This window comes from Mycobacterium sp. IDUB_21 (genome assembly GCF_055419425.1).
Window position 1 is genome coordinate 1 of record NZ_JBVAXQ010000018.1, and the last position, 24,473, is coordinate 24,473.

The window sequence follows — 24,473 nt, forward strand, 5'->3', positions numbered from 1 at the left end:
TCTACAACACCATCCGACCCCACCAGGCCCTCGACGACCGCACCCCCAAACAGGCCTACCTGACCACAACTCACCACGAAACCCTGCCAACTTCTTGACTCAAGACACCGTTCCACTGACATCGTGCCGACCCGCTTTACGCTGGCGCCATGGAGCAGCAATTGCACTTCGTCACCATCGCCGCAACCGATCTGGCCGCCACCCGAGGTTTCTACGCTGCACTGGGCTGGAGCCCGCTGCTGGATGTCGAGGGCGAGATCATCTTCTATCAGACGGCGCCGGGACAGCTGTTGGGTTTCTTCCTGGCGGACAAGTTCAACCAGGATCTGGCACTGCCCGGCGACCATTCCCGGGTATCCGGCGTCACCATGGCCCATAACGTCGACAGCCCCGACGAAGTGACCGCGCTCGCCCATGCCATGGCCGGTGCGGGTGGCGCGGTCCTCAAAGCTCCGCAACCGGGCCAGTTCGGCGGCGTGTTCCACGCCCATGTCCAAGACCCCAATGGACTGATCTGGGAAATCGCCCACAACCCCGGCTGGCGAATCGAGCCCGACGGCACCGTGCGCCTCGGCTCAACGTCGTAGGGTGACGCGGGGAGACAGCGCGAAAGGAACACCACGACGATGCCAACTCTGCTGAGCATGGCGTTGGGTGCGGCCCCGATCTTCGGTGGAGCCCTGCTGGCCGCGACGGCCGGGCAGCTGAAGGGCCCGGATCCGCGCGGCCTGATCAAAGCGGACCTCGACCTGCTCGACCGGCTGCCGGCGGAGCAGACGAAACGGCGGGCCGACCTGCAACGCACCATCGACGAGCGCATCGACGACCTGGTCGCCGCGTCCGACCGGAGCAGGGCGTTGCGGGCCGCGGCGATCTCCTATCAGGGCAACTGGCGCGACGCGGTGCTGTTCGTGTGCTCGGTGCTGTTCGCCTATGTCTGGTGGCATGTCAACCATGAGCGCGGCAATTGGTTGCCGATGTTCGTCGTGCTGGTCCTGGCGTGCGTCATGACCGCGATCTATGCGGTGCGCGGGATGTTACGGGGCTTTACGGCTGGCAGGCGGCGCCGGACATGACCGACATCATCGAGATTCCACGCCGGCACAACCCTTTTCCGGCGACCGGGGTGGTCCGCGACCGCAACGGCGTCCCACACTACGAGCAGTTGCCCGCCACCCTGCTCGACTTGCTGGCGGAGCAGGCCGAGTCCCGGCCGAACAGCGAGGCAGTCATCGAGCTCGGAGGTGAGGCGGTGACCTACCGGCAGTTGTGGCAGCGCGCGGCACGGGTGGCCGGCGGGCTGCGCGCCGACGGGCTGGAGCGCGGCGACCGGGTCGGGGTGCGCTACCCCGCGGGGCTCGACTGGGTGCTGGCGTTCTGGGGGGCGCTGATGGCCGGTGGCATACCGGTGGCCGTCAACACCCGTTCGGCCGCACCGGAGGTCGACTTCGTGCTCACCGATGCCGGAGCGCGCATGGACTTGGCGCCCGGTACCGCGCTGCCCGACGGCCAACCGTATGTGGTGGACGGACTTGAACCGAGCGACATCGCGGCGCTGTTCTACACCTCCGGCACCACCGGGCGCCCCAAAGGAGTGCCCACCACCCACGAGGCGTTCTTGACCAACGCCGAGAACATGATGCGATCCATGGGCCAGTCCCGGGCGCTGGGCGAGGAACTGCGTACCTTGATCTCGGTCCCGCTGTTTCACGTGACCGGTTGCAACTCGCAGCTGTTGGCCGCCGCTTACGCCGGGGGAACGGCGGTGATCATGCCGGCGCTGAGCCTTCCCGAGTTGATCACCACGCTTCCCGCGCAACGGATTTCCTCGATGGTGACGGTGCCTGCGGTCTACGCGCTGCTGTTGCGGCACCCCGATTTCGCCGGCGTCGACGTGACCGGGGTGCGCTGGGTCGGCTACGGCGGCGCGCCGACGGCGCCGGCCCTGGTGCGCGCGCTGCGCGACGCGTTCGGTGCGGCAACGGTTTTCAACGGCTACGGCATGACCGAGACGGCCTCGCTGATGACGGTGCTGCCGGACTCCGACGCGGTCGAACACGCCGACTCGGTCGGCTACGTGGTGCCCTCGGGTGACATCGGTGTAGCCCCGCTCGACAGTAGCCCCGGCGATCTCACCGTCGGCGAGCTGGTGGTGCGCGGCGCGAATGTGATGGGTGGCTACTGGAATCGGCCCGATGCCACGGCTGCCACCATCGTCGACGGCTGGCTGCACACCGGCGATGTGGTCCGCGTCGACGACGCCGGCCGGGTGCACATCATCGACCGGCTCAAAGACATCATCATCCGTGGCGGCGAGAACGTCTCCAGTGTCGAGGTGGAGGCCGCGCTGTTGTCGGCGCCCGGGGTTGCCGACGCCTGTGTGCTGGCGGTGCCCGACGACGTGATGGGCGAGAAGGTCGGCGCGGTGTTGCTCGGCGAAGGCCGGCAGGACCTAGACGTGGCCGCGGTGCTCGACTACTGCCGCGGTCAGCTGGCGGACTTCAAGGTGCCGCAGTACATCACCGTCGTCGCCGAGGAACTGCCGCGCACCGCCAGCGGCAAGCTGCTCAAAGGGCAGCTGCGTGAGCAGGTCCAGTGGGGCCCGCCCCTGCGGTGAAAGCCGACTTGTCGGTGCCCCGCGCTACCTTGCCGGTATGGACACAGCCCTGCTGATCCTCCTTACGTCACTCGCGCTGCTGGCGGTGATCCTCCAGGTCGTTGCGCTACTGCGTCCGGGCGGCGGGGCGATCTCACCTGAGCAGCTCACCGCGCTGCGCGGCGACAGTGAGAGGGTGGAACGAACGCTGCGCGAAGAGCAACATGCCGGGCGAGCCGAACTGGCCCAGGCGTTCCACCACTGGCAGACGATGTTGCATCGGTTCGGCTCGACGCAGCAGGGCTCGCTGGAGAAACTGGGCTCCACACTGGATCGGCAGCTGGGGAGCCTGCAGACCGAGAACACCGCGCAACTGGAGAAGATGCGCGCGACGGTCGACGAGAAGCTGCAGGCCACCCTGGAAACCCGGCTGGCCCAATCTTTCACGCAGATCTCCGAGCGCCTGGAAGCCGTGCAGCGGGGACTCGGCGAGATGCAGACGCTGGCCACCGGAGTGGGCGACCTGAAGCGCGTTCTGACCAACGTCAAGACCCGCGGCATCTTCGGTGAGGCGCAACTGGCCGCGCTGTTGGCGGAGACGCTGACGCCCGAGCAGTACCTCACCAACGTCAGCACCGTGCCGGGATCGGCTGCGCGGGTGGAGTTCGCGATCCGGCTACCCGGCGGCACCGATACCGGAGAAGTGCTGTTGCCGATCGACGCCAAGTTTCCGCGCGAGGACTTCGAGCGTCTGCTCGACGCGCAGGAGAACGCCGACGCGGCGGGGGAGGCCGCTGCGCGACAGGCGTTGGTCCGGCGGATCGAAGCCGAAGCCGGCGACATCTGCGACAAGTACCTCGCGCCGCCGCACACCACCGACTTCGCGATCCTGTTCCTGGCCACCGAGAGTCTCTACGCCGAGGTGCTGCGCCAACCCGGGCTGTTCGAGCAGATTCAGGCCAAGTACAAGATCACCCTGGCCGGCCCGACGACGTTGTCCGCCCTGCTCAACAGCCTGCGGATGGGCTTTCGCACACTGGCGATCGAGAAGCGCAGCAGCGAGGTCTGGCAGGTGCTCGGCGCGGTCAAGACCGAGTTCGGAAAGTTCGCGGCCGTGCTGGAGAAGACCCGCAAGCAACTCGACACCGCCCGCAACACCATCGACACCGCGGGCGTGCGGACCCGGGCCATCGAACGCAGGCTGCGCGCGGTGGAATCACTGCCCGAACCGGAAGCCGAAGCCATGCTGGCTGAACTGGCCGACGGTGACGAAGCGGGTGAACTTGACATCGGATTCAGTTAATATGCCCGGATGGATGCCGTTTCGGCCGCGCCGGCCCGTCAACGACCGGCGACGGTGCGCGGAGCGCGGACCCGGGCCGCGCTGGTCTCGGCGGCGCGCAAGGTGTTCGAGCGGGACGGCTATCTCGACGCCAAGCTGACGGACATCACCAAGGCGGCCGGCTGCGCCACCGGGTCGTTCTACACCTACTTCGCGAACAAAGAAGAGATCTTCGCCGGCGTGCTCGAGCAGGCGCAGCAGGACATGATGCATCCGGGCATGGGCCGGGTAAGCGGCACCGACGACCCGTACGCGGTGCTCGAGGCGAGCAATCGTGCCTATCTGGAAGCGTATCGGCGCAATGCGAAGTTGATGGGACTGCTTGAACAGGTAGCCCAGGTCGATCCCAAATTCCGGGTCTTCCGGTCCCGGCGGGCGGATGCGTTCATCCAACGCAATGCCGCCGGAATCGCCGACCTGCAGGCGCGCGGGATCGCCGGTGCCGACGTCGATCCACTGCTGGCATCGCGGGCGCTCTCGGGGATGGTCAGCCGACTGGCGTACAGCATCTTCGCGCTCGAAGAGGCCACCGACGTCGACTTCGACGAACTGGTGGACACGGTGACACGGCTGTGGGCCAATGCACTGCGCTTCCCGGCCGTCAATTATTGAAGTTGACACCGGATTCAATTACCGTGACGAACTACCGACAGCGAGGAAGTTGCCCATGAAGGTTGCCGAGCGAGTCGTCATCGTCACCGGTGGCGGAGGCGGTATCGGCGGGGCGCTGGCGGCGGCGCTTGCCCGGGCCGGGGCAAAGGTGGTGGTGGCCGACCTCGATGCCGGCGCCGCCACGGCGGTAGCCGACGCGGTCAACACCGAGCAACCGGGCGCGGCGGTAGGTTGCGGCGGCGACGTCTCCGACACCGAGGTGATCCGGGAGCTGATCGCGCTCGCCGAGCGCCACTACGGACCCGTCGACATGTACTTCGCCAACGCCGGAATCACCGGTGCCCCCGGCCTCGATGCCGGCGAAGCCGATTGGGACCAGGCGATCGACGTCAACCTGCGCGCCCACATCCGCGCCGCGCAGCTGCTGGTTCCCGGCTGGATCGACCGCGGTGAGGGATATTTCGTCTCCACCGCGTCAGCAGCCGGTCTGCTCACCCAACTGGGTGGTGCCACCTACGCGGTCACCAAACATGCTGTCGTCGGATTCGCCGAATGGCTCAACATCACCTACGGCGATCAGGGCGTGCGGGTCAGCTGCCTGTGCCCGATGGGCGTCAATACCAAGCTGCTCTATGCCGGTGAAGAATCCGGTGATCCGCTGGGGGATCTCGCCACCCGGGCGGTCACCACGGCCGGCGAGGTGCTCGAACCGGCCGCCGTAGCCGACGAGGTGCTCGCGGCCATCGATGACGAACGCTTCCTGATCCTGCCGCACCCGGCCGTGCTGGAGATGTACCGCCACAAAGCCACCGACTACGACCGCTGGCTGCGCGGAATGCGCCGCTACCAGCGCGCCCTGATCAATCCCGAAGTGTCTAGCTGAGGAGCCTGCATGTCACTGTTTGAAATGTCGGAGCGCGCAACGAAATACCGGTCCGACCTGCTGGAGTTCATGGACAGCTGCGTGTACCCGGCGGAGGCGGTCTATGAGACACAGATGGCCGAATCCGACAACCCGCATTTTCAGCCCCCGATCTTGGAGGAACTCAAAGCCGAGGCGCGTAAACGCGGTCTGTGGAACCTGTTTCACCCCCACCCGGACGTCGGTCCGGGCCTGACCAACCTGGAATACGCGCCGCTGGCCGAGATCATGGGCCGCAGCCCGCAGCTGGCGCCGGAGGCGACCAACTGCAGCGCACCGGACACCGGCAACATGGAGGTGTTCGCGCTGTTCGGCAGCGATGAGCACAAGGAGAAATACCTCAAGCCGCTGCTCGAGGGGAAGATCCGCTCGGCGTTCGCGATGACCGAGCCGGCGGTGGCCAGCTCCGATGCCACCAACGTGCAGCTGTCGATGGTTCGCGACGGCGACAGCTATATCCTCAACGGCCGGAAATGGTTCGCGTCCAACGCCTTACATCAAAATTGTAAGGTGATGATCGTGATGGGCAAGACCGATCCGGAAGCCGCCACCCATCGGCAGCAGTCGATGATGGTGGTCCCCATCGACGCGCCGGGCGTCACCATCTTGCGCGGTGTACCGGTCTTCGGCTACCAGGACCGTGAAGGCCACGCCGAGATCGACTTCCATGACGTCCGGGTGCCGGTCAAGGATGTGCTCAAAGGCGAGGGGGAGGGCTTCGCGATCGCCCAGGCTCGGCTGGGCCCGGGTCGTATCCACCACTGCATGCGCTGCATCGGCATGGCCGAGCGAGCATTGGAGTTGCTGTGCAGGCGCGCACAGTCGCGGGTCACCTTCGGTAAACCGGTCTCCGACAACGCCAACATCCGCGACTGGATTGCCGAGGCGCGCATCGATATCGAGATGATCCGGCTGCTCACCCTCAAGACCGCCTACCTGATGGACACCGTCGGCAACAAGGCGGCACAGGTCGAGATCGCGGCGATCAAGGTCGCCGCACCCGACATCGCGCTGAGGATCGTCGACCGGGCAATCCAGGTGCACGGTGCCGGTGGGGTCACCGACGACTTCCCGCTGGCGGGCTTCTGGGCGCACCTGCGCACCCTGCGGCTCGCCGACGGTCCCGATGAGGTGCACAAGCGCGCCATCGCCCGCCAGGAACTGAAGAAGCACCGGGAGGTCTCGCAGTGACGACGACGGATTTGACCGGGCGCACCGCGATCATCACCGGCGCGTCCCGGGGTATCGGTCTTGCCATCGCGCAGCGACTGGCCGACGCGGGCGCCAACGTGGTACTCACCTCGCGCGATCAGGACAGCGCCGACGCCGCGGCCGCCCAGATCAACGGCAACGCCCTCGGTGTGGCAGCGCACGTCGCCCAGGACGACGCCGCCCAGCGCTGCATCGAGAAGACCCTGGACCGGTTCGGCAGCATCGACATCCTGGTCAACAACGCCGGCACCAATCCGGCGTTCGGCCCGCTGATCGACCAGGACCACGCCCAGTTCGCCAAGATCTTCGAGGTCAACCTCTGGGGCCCGCTGCTGTGGACGTCGTGCGCGGTCAAGGCGTGGATGGGTGAGCACGGTGGTTCGGTGGTGAACACCGCCTCGATCGGGGGGCTGAGTTTCGGGCCGGGGATGGGCATGTACAACGCCACCAAGGCCGCACTGATCCACGTCACCAAGCAACTGGCGCTGGAACTCTCACCCCGGGTGCGGGTCAACGCCATCTGCCCCGGTGTGGTGCGCACCAAGCTGGCCGAGGTGCTCTGGAAGGAACACGAGCAGGCACTGGCGACGATGATGCCGCTGGGCCGGATCGGCGAGCCCGTCGACGTGGCCGACGCGGTCGCGTTCCTGGTGTCGGATGCCGCAAGTTGGATCACCGGAGAGGTCATGGTGATCGACGGCGGCCAAATCCTGGGTGACGCAACCGGATTCCGGGGGACGTCTGGTGGCTGACCAACCGCTGGGTATCGACCCGGCGGCTGTGGCGAGCTGGCTCACCGAGCTGGGTCTGCGCCCCGGCGGGCCGTTGAGCTTCGAACGGATCGGGATCGGCCAGTCCAACCTGACCTACCGGGTAGCCGACGCCGCCGGCCACAGCTGGGTGCTGCGCCGGCCCCCGCTGGGAACGCTGCTGGCCTCGGCGCACGACGTAGCCCGGGAAGCGCGGATCCTCTCCGCCCTGGGCGACACCGAGGTGCCCACACCGCGGGTGTACGGGCTGACTAGAGATCCCGACAACACGCCACTGCTGTTGATGGAATTCGTCGACGGGGTGGTGGTGGACCGGATGCCGGTGGCCGAGAAGCTGTCTAGGGAGCGGCGCCGGCAGATCGGGCTGTCAATGCCCAAGACACTGGCCAAGATCCACGCTGTCGACATCAAAGCCGTCGGCCTCGACGATCTGGCCAGCCACAAGCCGTATGCCCAGCGCCAGCTCAAACGCTGGACCGGGCAGTGGGAGAAATCCAAGACGCGGGAGCTACCCGCACTCGACGACCTGACCCGGCGCCTCGTTGCCGCGGCGCCGCCGCAGCAGGAACTCACACTGGTGCACGGCGACTTTCACCTGCGCAACGTGATCACCTCACCGGAGAACGGGGAGGTGATCAGCGTGCTGGACTGGGAGCTGTCCACCCTCGGCGACCCGCTGGCCGACATGGGCAGTCTGCTGGGGTACTGGCCGCGACCCGGCGAGGAGGACATCGCCGGTGAGTTCGTGATCAGCACGCTGGACGGCTTCCCCGACCGGGACGAGCTGGCCCGGGTGTATCTGGAGCAGACCGGACGTGATGCGGCGACGCTGCAGTACTGGCACGCGCTGGGGCTGTGGAAGCTCGCGATCATCGCCGAGGGGATCGTCCGGCGGGTGCTGGAGAACCCGGCGAACAAGGCCGCCGCGGGAACGCCGATCACCGCCTGGATCGACGTGCTCGTGCACAAGGCCCGGCAGGTCGCCGACGACGCGGGTATCTGAGAGGAGCTGGTGGCCCGCACCCGAGAGCTCGACCTCGTCGACGGGGTTCCGCGCCGGAGAATAGCGGTGGCGTCGATGATCGGCACCATCGTCGAGTTCTACGACTTCTACGTCTATGCCGCCGCGGCGGTCACCGTCTTCCCGCACCTGTTCTTCCCGCCGGGAAACCCCAATGCGGCGCTGTTGGCGTCGTTGGCGACGTTCGGCCTGGCGTTCGTGGCCCGACCGTTGGGGTCGATCCTGTTCGGCCACTTCGGTGATCGAATGGGCCGCAAAAGCACCCTGGTCGCCTCGTTGCTGGTCATGGGCGTCGCGACGTTCCTGATCGGGGTGCTGCCCACCTACCATCAGATCGGCCTGGTCGCGCCGGTATTGCTGGCCGTCCTGCGGTTCAGCCAAGGTCTGGCACTGGGTGGTGAATGGAGTGGCGCGGCGCTGCTGGCCACCGAGACCGCCAAGCCCGGTCGGCGGGCGTCGGCGGGAATTTGGCCGCAGTTGGGTGCGCCCTTGGGCTTTCTGCTCGCCACCGCGATGTTTCTGATCCTGCTCAAGTGGCTGGGTCCGGCCACCGCCGGCCCGGACGGGTACGGGGCGTTTCTCACCTGGGGCTGGCGGATCCCGTTTCTGGGCAGCGCCGTGATGGTGGGCATCGGACTGTATGTCCGGTTGCGGCTTACCGAGACCCCGGTCTTCGCGCAGGCGATCGAGAGCGGTGAGCGGGTCAGCGCGCCGATCGCCGAGGTGTTCCGAGGCAGCTGGCGTCAGCTGATCATCGGCACGCTGGTGATGGTGGCGACCTACACGCTGTTCTACACCGTGACGACGTGGACGCTGAGCTACGGCACCGCCAAGCGTCCGCCCGACGGCACCGGGCTGGGGTACAGCTATGCCGAGTTCCTTGGACTGCAGCTGATTGCGGTGCCATTCTTCGTGGCCGTGGTGCCACTGGCGGGGGTGCTGGCCGACCGATTCGGCCGACGCCCGGTGCTGCTGGTGTTCACCGCCGGAATCATGGTGTACGGGAGCACCTTCGGCACCTTCTTGAACCCGAACAGATCCGCGGGCGCGATACTGGCCTTCCTGATCATCGGGATGACGTTGATGGGCTTGGCGTTCGGACCGATGAGTGCGGTCCTGCCCGAACTGTTCCCGACCAATGTCCGCTACACCGGTTCGGGTGTCTCCTACAACGCGGCGAGCATCCTGGGAGCGGCGGTGGCGCCGTTCATCGCCACCTGGCTGGCCACCGATCACGGTGTGGGCTGGGTCGGTGTCTACCTGTCGGCTGCGGCCGCCCTGTCTTTCGCTGCGCTGTTGGTGATGCGCGAGACCCGGGACAGCGAGCTGTATGACGTCACGCTCGCCGACCACGTCGGTGACGCTCTGCATCCCGGCTGATCGGGGTCAGGCGCCCGGCGCGCCGAACCATCTCGTCAACGCGGCCTCCAGCAGCGGCTGCTGCCGGTCGTCGAAACCGTCTGTTGCCCAAGCAACGTAGCCGTCGGGTCGGATCAGTATGGCTGCAGCCGGTGGCTCCGGTGCCGCAGCGGCGACGGCGTCGACCCGGTCGGCCCACCGCCGTGCGGCGGATGCCACGGCGCCGTCGGCCAGGTCGAGCAGCACGGGGCGTCCACTGTGCAATAGTGCGGCGACCCGCCGGCCGCCGTCGTCGAATGTGAGATCTGGAACTTGCCACCCGGACAACCGGTGGTCGTCGCCGACGTCATAGCGGACATCGGTGCCGGCAAGCAGTTCGGCGATGTGCGCCGAGACCTGCGGAATAGCGTTCAGCTCACCGAAAAGCTCTCGCAGTGCGGCGACGTGGGGTCCCGGCGACATCAGCGCGGTCTGGGCCATCGAGTGCATCATCACCCGCTGTCCCAGCGGCATGCGCTCGGCCTCATAACTGTCCAGCAGTCCGTCGGGCGCCCAGCCGTTGATCTCGGCGGCCAGTTTCCACCCGAGGTTGATGGTGTCCTGCAGCCCCAGGTTGAGTCCCGGCCCGCCCATTGCGCTGTGCACGTGGGCCGCGTCGCCCAGCAGCAACACCCGCCCGGCGCGGTAGCGTTCGGCCTGTCGGCTGTTCTGCCCGTCGATCCGGCGCAGCGCGTGCGGACCCGGCCCCGAAGGTTCGTCGAATGCGATGTCGGCGCCGAGAATGCGCTGCACGCTCTGTCGTAGCTCGGCGATCGTCATCGGGCCGCTTTCGGCCGACCGGCCGAATTCCAGGGTGCCCAACAGCGCCCGGTCGGTCTCGAGTTCACCGAACAGCACCATTCCGCGATCGAACCTGTTGTGGCCATGCGAAATCCGGCCGAACCCCGGTATCTGCAGGCTGCGATCGGCGGCACGTAGGCTCTCCGGAATCCGCACGTGGGCCAGCCGGGCGACCGTCGGTGCAGTGGTACCGGGAAAGTCGATCCCTGCGGTTTTGCGCACCACGCTGCGGCCGCCGTCGGCGCCCACCAGGTAGTCGGTCGCCAGGGCGTAGTCGCCGTCGGGGGAGCTGACCGTCGCTCTCACAGCGTCGTCGCGGGCCTCGAGCCCGGTGAGTTCGTGTGCCCAGCGCACTTCCACGCCGAGTTCATCGGCCCGATCCAGCAGCAGCCGCACCAGTTGCGGCTGGGGTACCGGCATCGCGTACATCGGATTAGCCCGCGTGCCGGTGAAACTCAGCGACAGGTCCAGCGTCATCCCGGAGAACATCCACATCGGGACGGGGTGTGGCGGGCTGTCGTCACCGCTGAATCTGTTGTACAGCCCGCGCAAGTCGAGCATCCGGACCACCTGCCCGACAAGGCCATTGGCCTTCGGCTCGAGGCTGGGGGCGGGTAGTGATTCGAGCACGACGGGTCGGATGCCGGCCAGCGCCAGCTCGCACGCCAGCATCAGCCCGTTTGGCCCGGCACCCGCGATGACGACGGGATAATCGGCGACAGCTGCCATGCTCACGCCTTTCGGCCGGTGGGCGCCGGGAGCCCGGTGGCGACGTCGGCGAAGGCCGCGCGGAGCAGTGCCGGGTAGGCGGCGGGTGGATCGAGGGTCGCGTAGGTGTCCATCGTGGCCTCGACAACCGCGTGGATGACGGCTGCCGTCAGCCGCGGATAGGTGTCGCGTCGTGGATCGGTGCCGGTGCGTTCGGCGATCGCCGAGACGAACTCGTCGAACAAGGAGCGGGGAACGGTATTGCGGACGGCGCTGTTGCTCAACGCTTTGCGAATCTCGGTGAGTTCAGCGCGAGTCGGCGGTCGGTTCGATGCGGCGAAGCCGTCTTCGATCGGCGCGAGTATCGCCTCGGTGATCGACGTCCACAGCGACTCGTCGTCGGGGCGCTCACGTAGTAAGGCGACACCCCGGCGCAGGCGTTCGGTCTGCCGGTACGCCAACGCCTCGTACTTGGTGGAGAAGTAGTTGCTGAAGGTTCGCAGCGACACCCCCGCGAGGTCGGCGATGTCTTCTCGGGTGACGTCGTCCAGGCCGCGTTCGAAGGTCAGTTGCAGAGCGGCGTCCGACAGCGCGCGGCGGGTGTCGGCCTTCTTGCGCTCTCGCAACCCGGTCATGCCGCTACCGTACAGAAAATATGCCTAGTAGGCAAAAATGCCTATAAGGCAAGAATTGAGCTGGGCTACCCAGCCAGTGCGCCGCCGAACAGCGTCCGCATCGCAGCCCAGTGCCGGTCCGCGGCGTCGGCGTCGTAGGGCGCGTTGTCGGGGACGGCGAACCCGTGCCCGGCCGGATAGATTTCGACGGTGTGCTCGACACCGGCCGAGGTCAGCGCCTCTTCGAGGGTTTGGGCCTGCGCGGGAGTGAACGAGGCGTCACCTTTGGCGCCGGCCACATACACGGCGGCGCGGATCTGCGCTGCCCGCAGGTGCGGACTGTCGGGCGCGTCGGTGACCAGCCCGCCCCCGTGAAACGACGCCGCGGCCGCCACCCGATCGCCGTGCTGCCCGGCGACCACCACCGACGTGCGCCCGCCCATGCAGTAACCGCAGACCCCGAACCGGTCCCCGCTGACCTCCGGGCGCCCGGCCAGGTAGTCGAAGAACGCCCCGGCGTCACTGGTCATCATCTCCGGTGTCACCTTGCCGATCATCGAGAACAGCCGCCCGCGCTCCTTGGCGTCGCTGAACACCGTCGCCATGTCGAACGGCTCCCAGCCCGGGTTTCGGTAGTACACGTCGGGCAACAGCACCGCGTAGCCGTCGGCGGCCAGCGTGGCGGCCATGTCGTGAAAGGTGTCGCGGACGCCCCCGGCGTCGACGTACATGACGACGCCCGGCCACGGGCCCGCTCCCTCGGGGGTGTGCAGGGTGACGGGGCAATCGCCGTCGGTGGTGGTGATGGTGTCGGTGATGGTCGGCATGGCTACCGTTGTACTCCGTGGCCCGCGACGTAAGCTGGGCGGCGTGCCGATCGCCACACCCTACGAGGATCTGCTGGCCCTGGTGCTCGAGCGCGGAACCCCCAAGGCCGACCGGACCGGCACCGGGACCCGCAGCCTGTTCGGCCACCAGTTGCGCTACGACCTGTCCGCCGGTTTCCCGCTGATCACCACCAAGAAGGTGCATGTGCGCTCGGTGGTCTACGAGCTGCTGTGGTTTCTTCGTGGCGACTCCAACATCGCCTGGCTGAAGGAGCACGGCGTCAGCATCTGGGACGAATGGGCTTCCGAGGCCGGGGATCTCGGGCCGGTGTACGGAGTGCAGTGGCGTTCTTGGCCGACTGCGAGTGGGGAACACATCGACCAGATCGCCGGTGCGGTGGAGTTGTTGCGCACCAACCCGGATTCGCGCCGCATCATCGTCTCCGCGTGGAACGTCGGTGAACTGGACAAGATGGCGCTGGCGCCGTGTCACGCCCTGTTCCAGTTCTACGTCGCAGACGGGCGACTCTCGTGTCAGCTGTATCAGCGCAGCGCCGACCTGTTCCTCGGGGTGCCGTTCAACATCGCCAGCTATGCACTGCTCACCCACATGATGGCCGCGCAGGCCGGGCTCGCCGTCGGAGAGTTCGTCTGGACCGGCGGAGATTGCCACATCTACGACAACCACGTCGAGCAGGTGCGCCAGCAGCTGTCCCGGGAACCCCGCGCCTACCCGAAACTGACTCTGGCACACAAGGATTCGATCTTCGACTACACCTTCGACGACGTCGGGATCGTCGACTACGACCCGCACCCGGCGATCAAGGCGCCCGTCGCGGTATGAGCGGCCCGACCACGGTGGGGCTGATCTGGGCGCAGTCGCTGTCCGGGGTGATCGGGCGTGACGGCGGCATTCCTTGGCGGCTGCCCGAAGACCAGGCACGTTTCAAAGAACTCACGCTGGGACATCGGGTGGTGATGGGCCGGCTGACCTGGGAGTCATTGCCTGCCGGCTTGCGCCCGCTGCCCGGGCGGGCCAATGTGGTGGTGACCCGCCGAGGTGACTACCGGGCCGACGGCGCGCAGGTGGTGCGGACACTGGATGCGGCTCTGACCGATGCCGAAACCTGGGTGATCGGCGGCGCGCAGATCTACGCGCTGGCGCTGCCGAAGGCCGACCGGTGTGAAGTCACCGAGGTCGACATCGACCTGCCCCGCGACGACGCGGACGCGATCGCACCGGTGCTTGACGAGTCCTGGCGTGGCACGTCGGGACCTTGGCTCACCAGTGCCAGCGGTTTACGGTACCGGTTCTGTAGCTACCATCGCTGATGGTGACGTTGACCTCGGCGCAGGCGCGCCGGATTGCCGTTGCCGCACAGGGATTCGGGACCGCTAAGCCGACCGGAGCGCTCACCCGGGCGCAGTTGAAACGGCTGATCGAGCGCATCCAGGTGCTGCAACTGGACTCGGTGTCGGTGGCGGTGCGCGCCCACTACGCCCCGGTGTTCAGCCGGTTGGGGCCGTATGACCGCACCGTTCTCGATCGCGCCGCGTGGAGCCACAGTGCCCGCTCGCCGCGGCTGCTGGTCGAGTACTGGGCGCACGAGGCGGCGCTGATGGCCGTCGAGGACTGGCCGCTGATGCGCTGGCGGATGCGCCAGTACACCCACGGCAGGTGGGGCAATGTGCGGGCCGACCCGAAGCTGGCCGATGAGATCGTCGCCGCGGTGGCCGAACTCGGTCCGGCCACCGCAGGGCAGCTCGAGGAACACCTGACCGCCGCCCCCAAACGCGGCAAAGGCGCCTGGTGGAATCGCAGTGACACCAAGTGGGTTGCCGAGGCGCTGTTCGCCGCGGGGGTGCTGACCACCGCCACCCGGGTCGGGTTCGCCCGGCACTACGACCTGGTTGGCAACGTACTCCCGCCGCAGGTCCTGGCCGCCGAGGTCGACGACGTCGAGGCGGTCCAGGAACTGGTGTTGCGGGCGGCCGGCGCCCTGGGGGTGGGCACCGAGGCCGATCTGCGTGACTACTTTCGCCTGTCGGCCGGCCAGGCCAAACCGGCGATCGCAAAGCTGGTGGCCGCCGGCGAGCTGGAGCCGGTAGCGGTGAGCGGCTGGGACGCTCCGGGGTATCTGCGTGCCGGGCAGCCGATCCCGCGGGCCGATCGGGGTACCGCGCTGCTGTGCCCTTTCGACCCGCTGATCTTCTTCCGGCCGCGGGTGCAGCGATTGTTCGATTTCCACTACCGGATCGAGATCTACACCCCGGCGGCGAAGCGTCGGCACGGCTACTACGTGTGGCCGTTCCTGCTGGATGGAGAGCTGGTCGGCCGGGTCGACCTCAAGGCCGACCGGCAGGGAGGTGCCCTGCACGTCGTCGGGGCGTTCGCCGAAGCGGGCCGGGACCGGCCGCGGGTGGCCGCCGCGCTGGCCGGTGAACTGGAGTCGATGGCGGGCTGGCTGGGGTTGAGTGCGGTGAGCGTGGGGGAGCGGGGGGATCTGGTGGATGAGTTGCGCCGGCCGCATCACCGGCGGTCGGGCTTGGCGTCCCAGTGAATGTGTCGGCGGGCGCCCTCCGCGAGCACAGTGGCGCGTTCCTTCGCCGCATGTGCCAGCTCCGTTCCGCGTTCGGCAGCCACTTCGGCGAGCTGAGCTCCCCGCTCGCCGGCAGCCTCCAATAGCGGTGCGGCCTTCTCACTTGCCATCTCGGCGAGTTCGCGGCCATGTTCGGCGCCGGCCAGCAAGCCCGCACTCACCTTCTCGCCGACTGTCTCGAGCACCGCATCACCGGACCCGGTCGGCAAGGCCGTGGCCGCGCGCTGGTAGGCACGACGTGCGGTGCGCCGGGCCCGCCAGCCCAGCGACGGCTTACCTTCGGTGTCAGAGGCCGCGATCATCAATCCGCCGATCAGGCTGACGTCGGTCAAGAACGCTTGGCGCTGTTGAACCCTGCGCTGCGCGTCGGGCTCTGTCCAGAACATGTGCCCCCCTGCGCTGCCCGGAATCACCGTGCATGCCAGCACCGCCGCCGCGGCCCGCGGCAGTCTGCCGCTGGCCAGCAGAAGACCACCGCTGATCTGCACCAGCGCGTTGGCTCTGGCGAACGTTTCGACGTTGGACGGAACCTTCGCCGCTATCTCGTCCGGTAACTGTTTGAGGCTGTCAAAGGCCGGGCGGGCTGTCTGCCCGGCTTGCTGCGGCCGACGCAACGCCTCCACACCCTGGCCGACAAACGCTGCCGCGAGCAGCGGACGTGCGATTCTGCGGATCAACACGCGGTCCCCCTACTGTTCGGCGCGCTCGCGGGCCTCATCCGCGGCGGCCTTGGCGCGGGCCTTCTCGGCCTCTGCTTCTTTGGCCGCAACCTCGCGTTGAGCCTCGGCCTTGTCCTGCTGCGCTTGACCTTCCCGCTTGAGCGAGTCGTTACCGGTCACCGTGCCGGCGGCCTCCTTGGCCTTGCCCTTGACGTCTTCGACGACGCCTTTGATACCAGCCTCGAGCCCGCTGTCCTGGTCACTCATTCGGTGTCCTCTCTCAAATCGGTCATCGGTCAAACGACGGAATACCCGGCGGGATTACAACGTAAACCTCGGGATTTCGCTAACCTTGCCGACAACTGATCGGCGACGCCGCGGACTGGCGCGCTGATCTGAAAGCCTGGTCGGAAACACGGGATGTGATCGCGTGCAGGGTTCGGTTTCATGGGGTTTCGTTGTCGTCGGCTGTGTTCTGGTCGCCGGATGCGGCAACAGTGGAGGTACGGCAAAGCCGACCGCCGGACCGCCGACGCCGACCACCACGACCGTCGCCGTCGCGCCGGTCGCCGAGGACGCGCTACGGCCACTGCTGCTCGTCGCTGACGAGATCAACCCGATCATGGGGGTGACCGACATGAAGGCGCAGGCTCCCCACGATGTGCTGCCCGACGACAGCACCACAATGCAGCCCAGGGAGTGCCTGGCCATCGACGGAGTCGCGCAGGAACAGGTCTATGCGCGCAGCGGTTTCAGTGCGGTGCGTCAGCAGAGTGTCAGCGATGGCGAAGACAACGCCCACTATGTCGATCAGGCGGTGGTGTTGTTCACCACCGCCAAGCAAGCCGAGGCATTTTTCGAGACGTCCGCCAAGCAGTGGCCGGAATGTCACGAGTACACCCACACGCAGAGCGGTTCGGAGTGGACCGCCGGGCGCATCTCGAACGCGGAGGGCGTGCTGAGCACCGTTGCGACCCAGCAGAACGCCGGTGAATCGGCGTGGCAGGCCTGCGGGCGGGCGCTGGCCGTGGTCAACAACGTCGTCGTCGACGTCAACACCTGTAGCGCCGACCCCAAGGACTCCGCGGTCGTCATCGCCCGGCAGATCGCCGCGAAGGTGCCGAACGGCTGAGGCTCAGGGCAGGTACCAGCCGCGAATACGGTGGAAACGGTGCCGGCCCAACAGGAAATTCGCGGCCTGCAATCCGGACATCACGGCCGCCTCGATGCACCCGGCGTTCATTCCCGAGTCGGTCCAGTCCCCGGCCAGAACCAGGTTGTCGTAGCCGCTCTCGTCGGCGCGCAACCGGTAGCGGTCGGTACCGGGTATCGACTGCACATACCGGTCCGAGGGATCGACATTGACACTGACATGCTGGCTACCCAGTGCGGCGCAACCGTTTTCGCCGTCGGCACCGCTGAGCAGCTGCCAGTCGAACCCGTGTTCGCCGGCTGCGCCGGGAAGCAACCGGTACAGGTGATGGTCGAGGTGGTCGGCGATCTGGCGGCGGACCTGCTGCTGGTGTCGATGCAGATAATCCTGGCCGACTTCGTCGGTGGGCCACACCGCGTCCAGGGTGCCGCAGAAGTAGGCCACCGTTCCGGGGCGATCCTGCGCTGGCCAGTCCTCGGCCCACAATGTCTGCGGCATGGATGCCCAGGTCTCGAACGGCGGCAGGTACGCGCTGAGCGTCACGCCCGGATCGTTCCAGCCCAGCGCCGGTTCGTCAGGGCGCAACCAGATCTGGAAGGCCTGGGTGGCCACGGTGCGCACCTCCGTGGTCATCCGCCGCCACTCCGGCCGGTCTTCGATCAGGTCCGCGGCGACCAGTGGCAGCATGCCCAGAGAGACGGCCAGCACGACGTGGTCGAAATCGACACCACGGCGCAGCACCCGGGACTCGGCGTCGGCGTGGTCCGACCAATGTGTTTCCAGGGCATGCCAACCGCCGTGCGGGATCCGATCGGGCGCGGCGAGTTGGGCGGTCAGCGGTGTGCTGGGGAACACCGGCAAGGAGTGCACCGCGGTCAACGGCTCATAGTGGGTGCGATCGGCGGCAAGGTGCACTTGGCGGCCCAGGGTGATCGTGTCGACCGCCAGGCCGCGGGCATCCAGGTGCAGGGAGTCGAGTCGGTGGAAGAACTCGAACGTGACACCGCGGCGCCGCAACGCCTGGTACAGCGGAGCGATGACGACGTCGCCCATCCCGGCGGTCATCTTCCAGAAGATCGCCCCCTGGTAGCCGAACAGCACCTGGCCGGTCAGGAAGACCGCCAGGCCGGCGGCGAACGCCGGCTGGTCGGGGTCGGCATCGCGGTATCCGAAGACCAGGTCGTACATGCCGCGCACCAGAGCGAATTCGGTGACGTCCGGGTGCGCGCCGTGGCGCAGGATCCAGGCGTTGAAATCCTCGTCGTTGATCGCCCGCATGCCGCGTGGATCGGTGACCAGGTGGTCGGCGAGGATTCCCCGGATCACCGCGGTCATCAGTGAGAGCAGCAGCCATGACCGCCGGTGATCGGGCCGTCGCTCGTAGTCCAGCGCGGAACGCACCGCCTGCAGTGCGCCGTCGACCACTGTGGGCAGCCCGGCGCGGGCCGCCTGCGGATCCGCCAGCGCGAGCAGTGCTGCCACCGCCGCATCGGCGACCGCGCCGACCCATCGCTCGGTAGGCGGTGGGTCCGGTTGGCTGGACAACGTGATTCCGGCTCGGACTGTGCCGCGCAGGGAGTCGGCGAAATCGCGGACCAGCCGCAGTGCCCGCACGGTGAATTCCACCACCGTCATCTCCAGGCCGGCGTCGCCCGGATCGCCGGGCAGCCCATCGTCGGTACGGGTGAAAGTGCCAAGCCAGATCAACCAGTCGCTGCCGAGCCGGTCGGCCAGTCCCACGTTGTCCGCCGGAATCAGCGCCTGGTCCCAGGTAATGATCGGTGCCACCGGATCGGTTGTGGCTCTGTCGAGTTCGGTGTAGCACTCACGAAGCAGGGCGAAGGCATTCTGGTAGGAGCCCAGCCAGAGGTGCAGGCCGTGTTCTTCGATGCGTCCGTGCCGGCCACGGCTGGAAGCGCCCTTCCCGCCGAGGCGCCAACCGCGTTGATAGACGGTGATGGAGTCGAAGCGGTCGCGCCAACCCGGCTCGCTCAGCCGCCAGGCGGCGCTCAGCCCGGCCATGCCGCCGCCGAGAACAGCAACCTTGCCACCCGGCCGGTTCACCCGAGCAGCGTCCAGGCTCGATCCAGCTGCGGCCAGTCGCTGCCGGCGGGGAATCGGGCCACCGCTTCGGCCAACAGTCCTCGTGCGGATTCGCCCTGCAGCTCGACGGCATCCATGGCCGCCCGCAGTTCGTAGACGTGCGCTGCCTGCCGGCGCGCCGTGTCGATGGCGCAGCGCAGGCCGGCGTCGCGTACTTCGGCGTCATCGGTGGTGGCCGAACGCAATCGCAGCAACTCCGCGCGGTAGAAGTTCACCGCGGTCTCGTCGGCCAATGCCAGTGCGCCGTCGAGGCATTCGCGGGCCTGCCCGGCGTTGCCGGCTGCCATCAGCAGCCGCGCGAGAATCCCGTCGTAGTAGGTGGAGAACAGTTTCACCTCGGCCGCCCGCAGCGCGGTCCCGATCGCGGTCATCGTCGCGATGTGCCGCGCCAATTCGTCTGCCCCGGTGTCCTCGCCGGACAGCGCCGACAGCGCGTCGATGGCACCGCGCGAAGTGGTGGCGATCATCGTCCAGTACTCGAAGCCGTGCCGCTCGGCTTGCGCACCCAGTGCTGCGACCACCTCGCCGGCGCGATCGAGCAGGCCGGCCTCCATGCACATGAAGACCTCGGTGAAGCGCTGGTAGCAGTGACTGAACGGCCCCTGCGGGAATCCGATATCGGTTGTCCGCCGGACGGTTTCGGCGAACTGGTCGTCGGCACCGGCGAGGTCGCCCTGGATGAACCGCGCCATCGCCAGGTGCAGGTGCATCGAGGCGAGTGGATCGCTGGGGATGAACCACAGGGCTTCGAAATCGGGCAGATGTGCCGCCTCCATGGCCGCCACGGCCTGCTCGAGCAGCGCCCGGGCTTTGCTGAAGTCGCCCAGGAACCAGGCGACCATGCCGAACGCGGCAGCGTTCGTCGGTCCGAACCACTTCTTATCGTCGGGACGCTTCGCTCTGGCGTACTCGGTGACTCGCAGGGCACGGCGCAGGTCGCCACGCGGTAGGTAGTAGGCCCACAGCGCCGTCATCGTCGACAGGAAGCGGTCCTGGCGTGGATCGGTGGCACCGAGTTTCAGGCAGCATTCGAAGTCTTTGGCGGCCTTCGGGCTGGCAGTCCCCTCGGCCGCCGCGGTGAGGAAGCCACGCCGAAGCCGGAACAGGACTTCGGTGCGATCGCGCGACGGTCCGGGTGCGGCTCGCCGGAGCTGTTCGATGGCCTGGGTGAGGCAGCCTCGGGCCTCGTCGAGGGCGCCGCGCCGCCGGGCGTCGTAGGCCGCCCGCTGGTGGGCGTCGGCGGCGGACTCGAATCGTTCGGCCACCCGGTAGTGCAGGGCGACCAGGTGCCAGTCCGGATTGTCGGAGTCGCCGACGAGGGTGTCGGCAACCCGGCCGTGCAGTTGGTGCCGGACGCTGGGCGGCGGCAGCTCGTAGGCGACCTCGCGAAGCAGCTCATGCCGGAAGCGCCAGCGGTCCTTCGACGTCGGCTGGAAGACCCGCACGGCCACCAGGGCGCGAATGGCGTTGTCGAGATCGGGCTCGGGTATGTCCAGGACGCCGGTCAACATAGCGCGATCGAAGTCTCGGCCGATGGTGGCAGCGACCTCGACGACCTGAATCGTGTTGCTGCTGGCGCGAAGCCGGGAGAACAACGGCTCATAGAGGGCGTCGGGTACCCTGGCCCACTCCGCGGCGTCGTCGGCGTGCTCGTGCAGCTTCGCGGCCACTTCTTCGATGTACAGGGGCACGCCGTCGCAGCGCCGGTGGAGCTCGGCGCGCTCGGCACCGGACATGGCGGGATCCAGCGCGGTGATCAATTCGTCGGTCTGGGCCGTGGTCAACGGGGCGAGCTCGAACACCTTGAGCCCGGGCAGATCCGGCAGCGAGCTGAGCTCGCGGGCGGTCAGCACCAGCAGCAGCGTGCCGGTGTCGGCCGCGAGCAGCGAGGCGACCACGTCGCGCGTCGATGCATCGAACCACTGCAGGTCCTCGGCCAGCAGGACCGCGGGGCCCCGGCCGGCGCAGGCGAGCAGGTAGTCGACGATGGCGTCGATGATCTGCTGGTAGAGCTTGGCGCCCTCGGCGCGCGTGGGCTGATAACCGCCTTCGGCCGGGATCTCCAACGCGGCCGCCAGCAACGGCACCGCGGCGACCGGATCGAGTCCGCGGGCGGCGACCTCGTCTTCGAGCAGCCGCAGGCGATCGGACTGCTCGGTTGTCCGCTCGATCCCGGCGCGCTGCTCCAGCAGGGTGCGGACGGGGTAGAGGCCGGCGTCGGCGTGAAACGGTGATCCGATCAGGGCGAGCACCGGTCTGCCGGCCTGCTCGGCCAGATCTGCTGCGGCGGTGGCCAGTCGGCTCTTGCCCATACCCGCCTCGCCACTGAAGCAGACCCCCGGAACGCGCAGCGCGCCGCGTCGGGCGCGGTTCCAGGCGTCCTGCAGGTATGTCAGCTCGCGATCGCGGCCCACCAGCGGCCCCAGCGGAATCCGTGTCCGGCCGATGTGCTCCTCGACGACTCGGTAGTGTTCGACCGGCTCGTCGATGCCTTTGACCGGTTGCGCCGCCCGGGCCTCGAGCTCGAAGTAGCCGGCCACCAGCGGTGCCACGGCCGCGGACACGACGACGCCCCCCGGCGGCGCCAGGCCCGACACCCGGGAGGCCAGGTTGGCGCCCAGCCCGTACACGTCGTCCTGTGCCACATCGAGATACACCATGCCCCGATGCACGCCCACCCGTACCGAGATGTCGAAGCCGAACCGCGCCCGCACGCGTTCGCTGAGCCGGTCCACTTCGCGGGTGATCTCCAGGCCGGCCTGCACCGCTCGCCGCACGTCGTTCTCGTGGGCGCTGGGGTGGCCGAAGACCGCGAGCAGCCCGTCGCCCTTGGTGGAGAAGACGTGGCCTTCGTAGCGGTTGACGATCTCGTCGACCTGCTGGCGGTAGCGACCGATCACCGTACGGTAGATCTCCGGCTCGATACGGGTCGACAACGCAGTCGAGTTCACCACGTCGGCGAAAAGTATTGTCAGCCGACGTAGTTCGCCAGAGCCGGCAAGCGGCGCACAGAGCAGGTCTTCGGCGTCCTGATTGCCGGTGTCGACGGTGAGCACCTGCTCGGCGAGCGCACTTGCGGTGGCGCGGTCGCCGTTGTTGGCCGCTCGAATCGCTTGATCCAGCAAGTCGTCGATTTCGTCGGGGTCCTCGGTGATGCTCATAGGCCGACGATGACGTCCATCTCGGTGCGCTGCGCGGTGCCGGCGGTCAGGCTGGTGAACCGAATCCGGCCGCGGTAGGTGCCGCTCACATAATCCGGCCCGCTGACCCCCACCCGGAATCGGGTGGCATAGGCCCGCAGCACGCCCGGCACCAACACCAGCGACTGCGGCGGGATCGCATACGAGGTTCCCTCGGCGACGAACGGGGCGACGACCGAAAGCGTCCGCTCGGACCCGGTGCCCGGTGGGGCCTCGAGGAATTCGGACAGCTCGACATCGCCGGCGCACTGCGACATCAAGGCCGCGGGCAAGCCGTAACCGGCGGTGGCCACGAGGTTGACCATCCGGCGGGCCGACTGCGCCCACTGTGCTGAGCCGAACGTGCCTTCGCCGATCCGGTGGTCCGCGTCGAGCAGGATGGCACCGACTTCATTGACCAGCTGCCGTGACGTCTCGGCGTACTGGTGCACGGCGTCGTTGACATCCTTCACGTGCCGCCGCCTCGGGGTGGGGTGCGCATCCGCTGCAGGTAGCGCCAGGGGTCGGTCGCCAGCCGGGCGGTCAGGTCCGCGGCGAAGGCGATCGATTCCTCAACCGGTGGCACGCCGCCCGCCCATTTTGCGGCCAACGCGGCACTGCGCTTCGACATCTCGTCGATGCATTCGTTGAGCATCTCGACCGCAACAGTGACGGCATGCTGGGTCGGGTCCGGCTTCGAGGGCGAAGACGGCGGGGCCGGCTTGTCCGGCTGGGTCGGCTGGCCGGCGGCCGGTATGGACGGTTGCCACGGTGTCCAGCCCGCCGGGCCCTCCTTGGCCCGCTTGGCTACCCCGCCCAGCAGCATCGTGAGACCCTCATTGCCGTATCCCAGCGCGCAGGCGAACAACGCGGTGGGGAACCAGCCCAGGTCGCGGAAGCCGACGACTTTCCTGGTGCGCACCCGCGCGCCCGGCAGCGCCGCATCGCCCACCGTCGACGTCATCTTGATGAAGCCCTCGTCGACCACCATGGCGCCGTCGCCCTGCTCGCCCGGCGCCGGGGCGTCGTCCAGCATGTAGTCGACCCACGCCATGGGTTCGGATACCGGCTCGCCGGCCTGCGGCCCTTTCCAGTACTTCAGCGGCGTCCGCATCTGTGGCATCCCGGTGATCCCGCACGCGGTGGAGAAGTGTTCGAGCACCCGGCTCCAGCCGTCGGGCCGGATCGCCCACTCGTCCATAGCGCAGAAAAACGGTAGGCAGCGTGCCCAGTTCTTCGGGTCGATGACGCCCAACAGGTCGTTCAGCGACACCGTCGACCTGGTGAAGTCGGTGGTCAGTACGACGCACAGCTGGCCACGTACCCACTTGGGTTTGGCGCAGCACTGCGGCACCGCGGCGACGTCGGCATCCAGAGAACCGGACAGCATCACCTGCGGCCAGTCACCGCGGCCGGCGAAGTCGTCCCGCAGCAGGTCGAGCAGGTGCTCGCCGCTGCCGGTCCCGGCCAACGCGAGGGTCTCGGCGAACGCTGTATCCCAGTCGTTCGGCGGGTAACACCCGGGCAGGTGACTCAACGCGCCGATCGCATAAACCATGCGGGACAACTGAACCGGCGTCAGCTGCGCGGTCCCCGGGGCGGGGGCGGCAGCGGCTTGGCCGGCGTCGGTCATCCGCTGGGACAGCGCAGCCGACGTCGTCGCCTGGTTCCGCAGGACGGTCAACGCCTCGCCCAGATCGGGCACGGCCGGGGAATTCGGTCCGCCGGCGCCGTGCTCATTCGACCGGTTCAGGAAGCCGAGCAATTCTTCATACCATCCGGCATTCACTCCGGTGCTACCCGGAAGATAACGTTCGACGGTCGCTTCGATTTCCGGGTCACCGGTGCTGGTAACTGCTTGATCGAGAGCGCCGTAAAGTGCCAACAGAGATTGCGCCGCTGTTGCCGTATCGGTCGCCGCCATTGCGCCTCCGATCACCCCCGTAGCCAGGTAGT

General features: G+C 67.8%; 23 protein-coding genes. 14 read left to right on the top strand and 9 right to left on the bottom strand.

The window, feature by feature from the left end:
* Positions 1 to 149: 149 nt before the first annotated feature.
* The 10 genes from ACZYY4_RS21035 (at position 150) to ACZYY4_RS21080 (ending at position 9,855) form a co-directional block, all read left to right on the top strand.
* Positions 150 to 587 carry a VOC family protein gene (locus ACZYY4_RS21035; protein ID WP_463811992.1) on the top strand — a complete coding sequence of 146 codons (438 nt, stop codon included), beginning with the start codon at positions 150 to 152 and terminating at the stop codon, positions 585 to 587.
* 39 nt (positions 588 to 626) lie between these two features.
* Positions 627 to 1,076, top strand: a complete 450-nt coding sequence (locus ACZYY4_RS21040) for a hypothetical protein (RefSeq protein ID WP_463811993.1) — start codon at positions 627 to 629, stop codon at positions 1,074 to 1,076.
* Positions 1,073 to 2,617 (top strand): class I adenylate-forming enzyme family protein, encoded by a 1,545-nt coding sequence (locus ACZYY4_RS21045; RefSeq protein WP_463811994.1) that lies wholly within the window; start codon positions 1,073 to 1,075, stop codon positions 2,615 to 2,617. The genes ACZYY4_RS21040 and ACZYY4_RS21045 overlap by 4 nt, the downstream gene beginning before the upstream one ends.
* A gap of 37 nt (positions 2,618 to 2,654) precedes the next feature.
* The gene (locus tag ACZYY4_RS21050) at positions 2,655 to 3,899 is read left to right on the top strand and encodes a DNA recombination protein RmuC (protein WP_463811995.1); all 1,245 of its coding nucleotides are present in this window, start codon (positions 2,655 to 2,657) and stop codon (positions 3,897 to 3,899) included.
* A gap of 9 nt (positions 3,900 to 3,908) precedes the next feature.
* Positions 3,909 to 4,550: a TetR/AcrR family transcriptional regulator gene (locus ACZYY4_RS21055; RefSeq protein WP_463811996.1), complete on the top strand. Its 642-nt coding sequence runs from the start codon at positions 3,909 to 3,911 to the stop codon at positions 4,548 to 4,550.
* Between the two features lie 55 nt (positions 4,551 to 4,605).
* The gene (locus ACZYY4_RS21060; RefSeq protein WP_463811997.1) at positions 4,606 to 5,433 is read left to right on the top strand and encodes an SDR family oxidoreductase; all 828 of its coding nucleotides are present in this window, start codon (positions 4,606 to 4,608) and stop codon (positions 5,431 to 5,433) included.
* Positions 5,434 to 5,442: 9 nt separating this feature from the next.
* Positions 5,443 to 6,663, top strand: coding sequence for an acyl-CoA dehydrogenase family protein (locus tag ACZYY4_RS21065; RefSeq protein WP_463811998.1), 1,221 nt, complete (start codon positions 5,443 to 5,445; stop codon positions 6,661 to 6,663).
* Complete coding sequence (locus ACZYY4_RS21070) at positions 6,660 to 7,436, top strand: SDR family oxidoreductase (protein ID WP_463811999.1); 777 nt, start codon at positions 6,660 to 6,662, stop codon at positions 7,434 to 7,436. The genes ACZYY4_RS21065 and ACZYY4_RS21070 overlap by 4 nt, the downstream gene beginning before the upstream one ends.
* Positions 7,429 to 8,457: a phosphotransferase family protein gene (locus ACZYY4_RS21075; protein ID WP_463812000.1), complete on the top strand. Its 1,029-nt coding sequence runs from the start codon at positions 7,429 to 7,431 to the stop codon at positions 8,455 to 8,457. The genes ACZYY4_RS21070 and ACZYY4_RS21075 overlap by 8 nt, the downstream gene beginning before the upstream one ends.
* 75 nt (positions 8,458 to 8,532) lie before the next feature.
* Positions 8,533 to 9,855 (top strand): MFS transporter, encoded by a 1,323-nt coding sequence (locus ACZYY4_RS21080; RefSeq protein WP_463812084.1) that lies wholly within the window; start codon positions 8,533 to 8,535, stop codon positions 9,853 to 9,855.
* Positions 9,856 to 9,861: 6 nt separating this feature from the next.
* Here ACZYY4_RS21080 and ACZYY4_RS21085 read toward each other — a convergent pair whose 3' ends face one another.
* The 3 genes from ACZYY4_RS21085 to ACZYY4_RS21095 form a co-directional block, all read right to left on the bottom strand.
* The gene (locus ACZYY4_RS21085; protein ID WP_463812001.1) at positions 9,862 to 11,403 is read right to left on the bottom strand and encodes an FAD-dependent monooxygenase; all 1,542 of its coding nucleotides are present in this window, start codon (positions 11,401 to 11,403) and stop codon (positions 9,862 to 9,864) included.
* A 2-nt stretch (positions 11,404 to 11,405) separates the two neighbouring features.
* Positions 11,406 to 12,017 carry a TetR/AcrR family transcriptional regulator gene (locus ACZYY4_RS21090; RefSeq protein WP_463812002.1) on the bottom strand — a complete coding sequence of 204 codons (612 nt, stop codon included), beginning with the start codon at positions 12,015 to 12,017 and terminating at the stop codon, positions 11,406 to 11,408.
* A 65-nt stretch (positions 12,018 to 12,082) separates the two neighbouring features.
* On the bottom strand, positions 12,083 to 12,823 hold the full coding sequence (locus tag ACZYY4_RS21095; protein WP_463812003.1) for a dienelactone hydrolase family protein: 741 nt from the start codon (positions 12,821 to 12,823) through the stop codon (positions 12,083 to 12,085).
* A gap of 43 nt (positions 12,824 to 12,866) precedes the next feature.
* Here ACZYY4_RS21095 and ACZYY4_RS21100 point away from each other — a divergent pair, with 43 nt between their 5' ends.
* The 3 genes from ACZYY4_RS21100 to ACZYY4_RS21110 are packed head-to-tail and all read left to right on the top strand — an operon-like array spanning position 12,867 to position 15,384.
* Positions 12,867 to 13,667, top strand: a complete 801-nt coding sequence (locus tag ACZYY4_RS21100) for a thymidylate synthase (protein WP_463812004.1) — start codon at positions 12,867 to 12,869, stop codon at positions 13,665 to 13,667.
* Positions 13,664 to 14,155, top strand: coding sequence for a dihydrofolate reductase (locus ACZYY4_RS21105; RefSeq protein ID WP_463812005.1), 492 nt, complete (start codon positions 13,664 to 13,666; stop codon positions 14,153 to 14,155). Before ACZYY4_RS21100 ends, ACZYY4_RS21105 begins: the two co-directional genes overlap by 4 nt.
* Positions 14,155 to 15,384 carry a winged helix-turn-helix domain-containing protein gene (locus ACZYY4_RS21110; protein WP_463812006.1) on the top strand — a complete coding sequence of 410 codons (1,230 nt, stop codon included), beginning with the start codon at positions 14,155 to 14,157 and terminating at the stop codon, positions 15,382 to 15,384. Before ACZYY4_RS21105 ends, ACZYY4_RS21110 begins: the two co-directional genes overlap by 1 nt.
* On the opposite strand, the gene ACZYY4_RS21115 is transcribed toward ACZYY4_RS21110, so the two are convergent.
* Together ACZYY4_RS21115 and mbp1 are read right to left on the bottom strand one after the other, a co-directional pair.
* Positions 15,354 to 16,103: a DoxX family protein gene (locus ACZYY4_RS21115; protein ID WP_463812007.1), complete on the bottom strand. Its 750-nt coding sequence runs from the start codon at positions 16,101 to 16,103 to the stop codon at positions 15,354 to 15,356. The two genes, ACZYY4_RS21110 and ACZYY4_RS21115, sit on opposite strands and share 31 nt — an antisense overlap.
* Before the next feature lie 9 nt (positions 16,104 to 16,112).
* Entirely contained in the window at positions 16,113 to 16,349 is a 237-nt protein-coding gene (mbp1, locus tag ACZYY4_RS21120; RefSeq protein ID WP_463812008.1) for a microaggregate-binding protein 1, read from the bottom strand.
* A gap of 163 nt (positions 16,350 to 16,512) precedes the next feature.
* Here mbp1 and ACZYY4_RS21125 point away from each other — a divergent pair, with 163 nt between their 5' ends.
* Positions 16,513 to 17,214, top strand: coding sequence for a sensor domain-containing protein (locus ACZYY4_RS21125; RefSeq protein ID WP_463812009.1), 702 nt, complete (start codon positions 16,513 to 16,515; stop codon positions 17,212 to 17,214).
* Between the two features lie 3 nt (positions 17,215 to 17,217).
* On the opposite strand, the gene ACZYY4_RS21130 is transcribed toward ACZYY4_RS21125, so the two are convergent.
* Genes ACZYY4_RS21130 through ACZYY4_RS21145 form a run of 4 tightly spaced genes read right to left on the bottom strand, consistent with a single transcriptional unit; the run spans position 17,218 to position 24,441 of the window.
* On the bottom strand, positions 17,218 to 19,299 hold the full coding sequence (locus ACZYY4_RS21130) for an FAD-dependent oxidoreductase (RefSeq protein WP_463812010.1): 2,082 nt from the start codon (positions 19,297 to 19,299) through the stop codon (positions 17,218 to 17,220).
* The gene (locus ACZYY4_RS21135) at positions 19,296 to 22,499 is read right to left on the bottom strand and encodes an ATP-binding protein (protein ID WP_463812011.1); all 3,204 of its coding nucleotides are present in this window, start codon (positions 22,497 to 22,499) and stop codon (positions 19,296 to 19,298) included. Before ACZYY4_RS21135 ends, ACZYY4_RS21130 begins: the two co-directional genes overlap by 4 nt.
* A complete protein-coding gene (locus ACZYY4_RS21140) occupies positions 22,496 to 22,990 on the bottom strand; it encodes a hypothetical protein (protein WP_463812012.1) in 495 nt (164 codons plus the stop codon). Before ACZYY4_RS21140 ends, ACZYY4_RS21135 begins: the two co-directional genes overlap by 4 nt.
* A complete protein-coding gene (locus ACZYY4_RS21145) occupies positions 22,987 to 24,441 on the bottom strand; it encodes a hypothetical protein (RefSeq protein WP_463812013.1) in 1,455 nt (484 codons plus the stop codon). Before ACZYY4_RS21145 ends, ACZYY4_RS21140 begins: the two co-directional genes overlap by 4 nt.
* Positions 24,442 to 24,473: the final 32 nt, after the last annotated feature.

Bases quoted from the DNA above. Each gene is read 5' to 3' on its own strand.
- ACZYY4_RS21035 (WP_463811992.1), top strand. From the start codon at position 150: ATGGAGCAGCAATTGCACTTCGTCACCATCGCCGCAACCGATCTGGCC.
- ACZYY4_RS21040 (WP_463811993.1), top strand. From the start codon at position 627: ATGCCAACTCTGCTGAGCATGGCGTTGGGTGCGGCCCCGATCTTCGGT.
- ACZYY4_RS21045 (WP_463811994.1), top strand. From the start codon at position 1,073: ATGACCGACATCATCGAGATTCCACGCCGGCACAACCCTTTTCCGGCG.
- ACZYY4_RS21050 (WP_463811995.1), top strand. From the start codon at position 2,655: ATGGACACAGCCCTGCTGATCCTCCTTACGTCACTCGCGCTGCTGGCG.
- ACZYY4_RS21055 (WP_463811996.1), top strand. From the start codon at position 3,909: ATGGATGCCGTTTCGGCCGCGCCGGCCCGTCAACGACCGGCGACGGTG.
- ACZYY4_RS21060 (WP_463811997.1), top strand. From the start codon at position 4,606: ATGAAGGTTGCCGAGCGAGTCGTCATCGTCACCGGTGGCGGAGGCGGT.
- ACZYY4_RS21065 (WP_463811998.1), top strand. From the start codon at position 5,443: ATGTCACTGTTTGAAATGTCGGAGCGCGCAACGAAATACCGGTCCGAC.
- ACZYY4_RS21080 (WP_463812084.1), top strand. From the start codon at position 8,533: ATGATCGGCACCATCGTCGAGTTCTACGACTTCTACGTCTATGCCGCC.
- ACZYY4_RS21085 (WP_463812001.1), bottom strand. From the start codon at position 11,403: ATGGCAGCTGTCGCCGATTATCCCGTCGTCATCGCGGGTGCCGGGCCA.
- ACZYY4_RS21090 (WP_463812002.1), bottom strand. From the start codon at position 12,017: ATGACCGGGTTGCGAGAGCGCAAGAAGGCCGACACCCGCCGCGCGCTG.
- ACZYY4_RS21095 (WP_463812003.1), bottom strand. From the start codon at position 12,823: ATGCCGACCATCACCGACACCATCACCACCACCGACGGCGATTGCCCC.
- ACZYY4_RS21105 (WP_463812005.1), top strand. From the start codon at position 13,664: ATGAGCGGCCCGACCACGGTGGGGCTGATCTGGGCGCAGTCGCTGTCC.
- ACZYY4_RS21110 (WP_463812006.1), top strand. From the start codon at position 14,155: ATGGTGACGTTGACCTCGGCGCAGGCGCGCCGGATTGCCGTTGCCGCA.
- mbp1 (WP_463812008.1), bottom strand. From the start codon at position 16,349: ATGAGTGACCAGGACAGCGGGCTCGAGGCTGGTATCAAAGGCGTCGTC.
- ACZYY4_RS21135 (WP_463812011.1), bottom strand. From the start codon at position 22,499: ATGAGCATCACCGAGGACCCCGACGAAATCGACGACTTGCTGGATCAA.
- ACZYY4_RS21145 (WP_463812013.1), bottom strand. From the start codon at position 24,441: ATGGCGGCGACCGATACGGCAACAGCGGCGCAATCTCTGTTGGCACTT.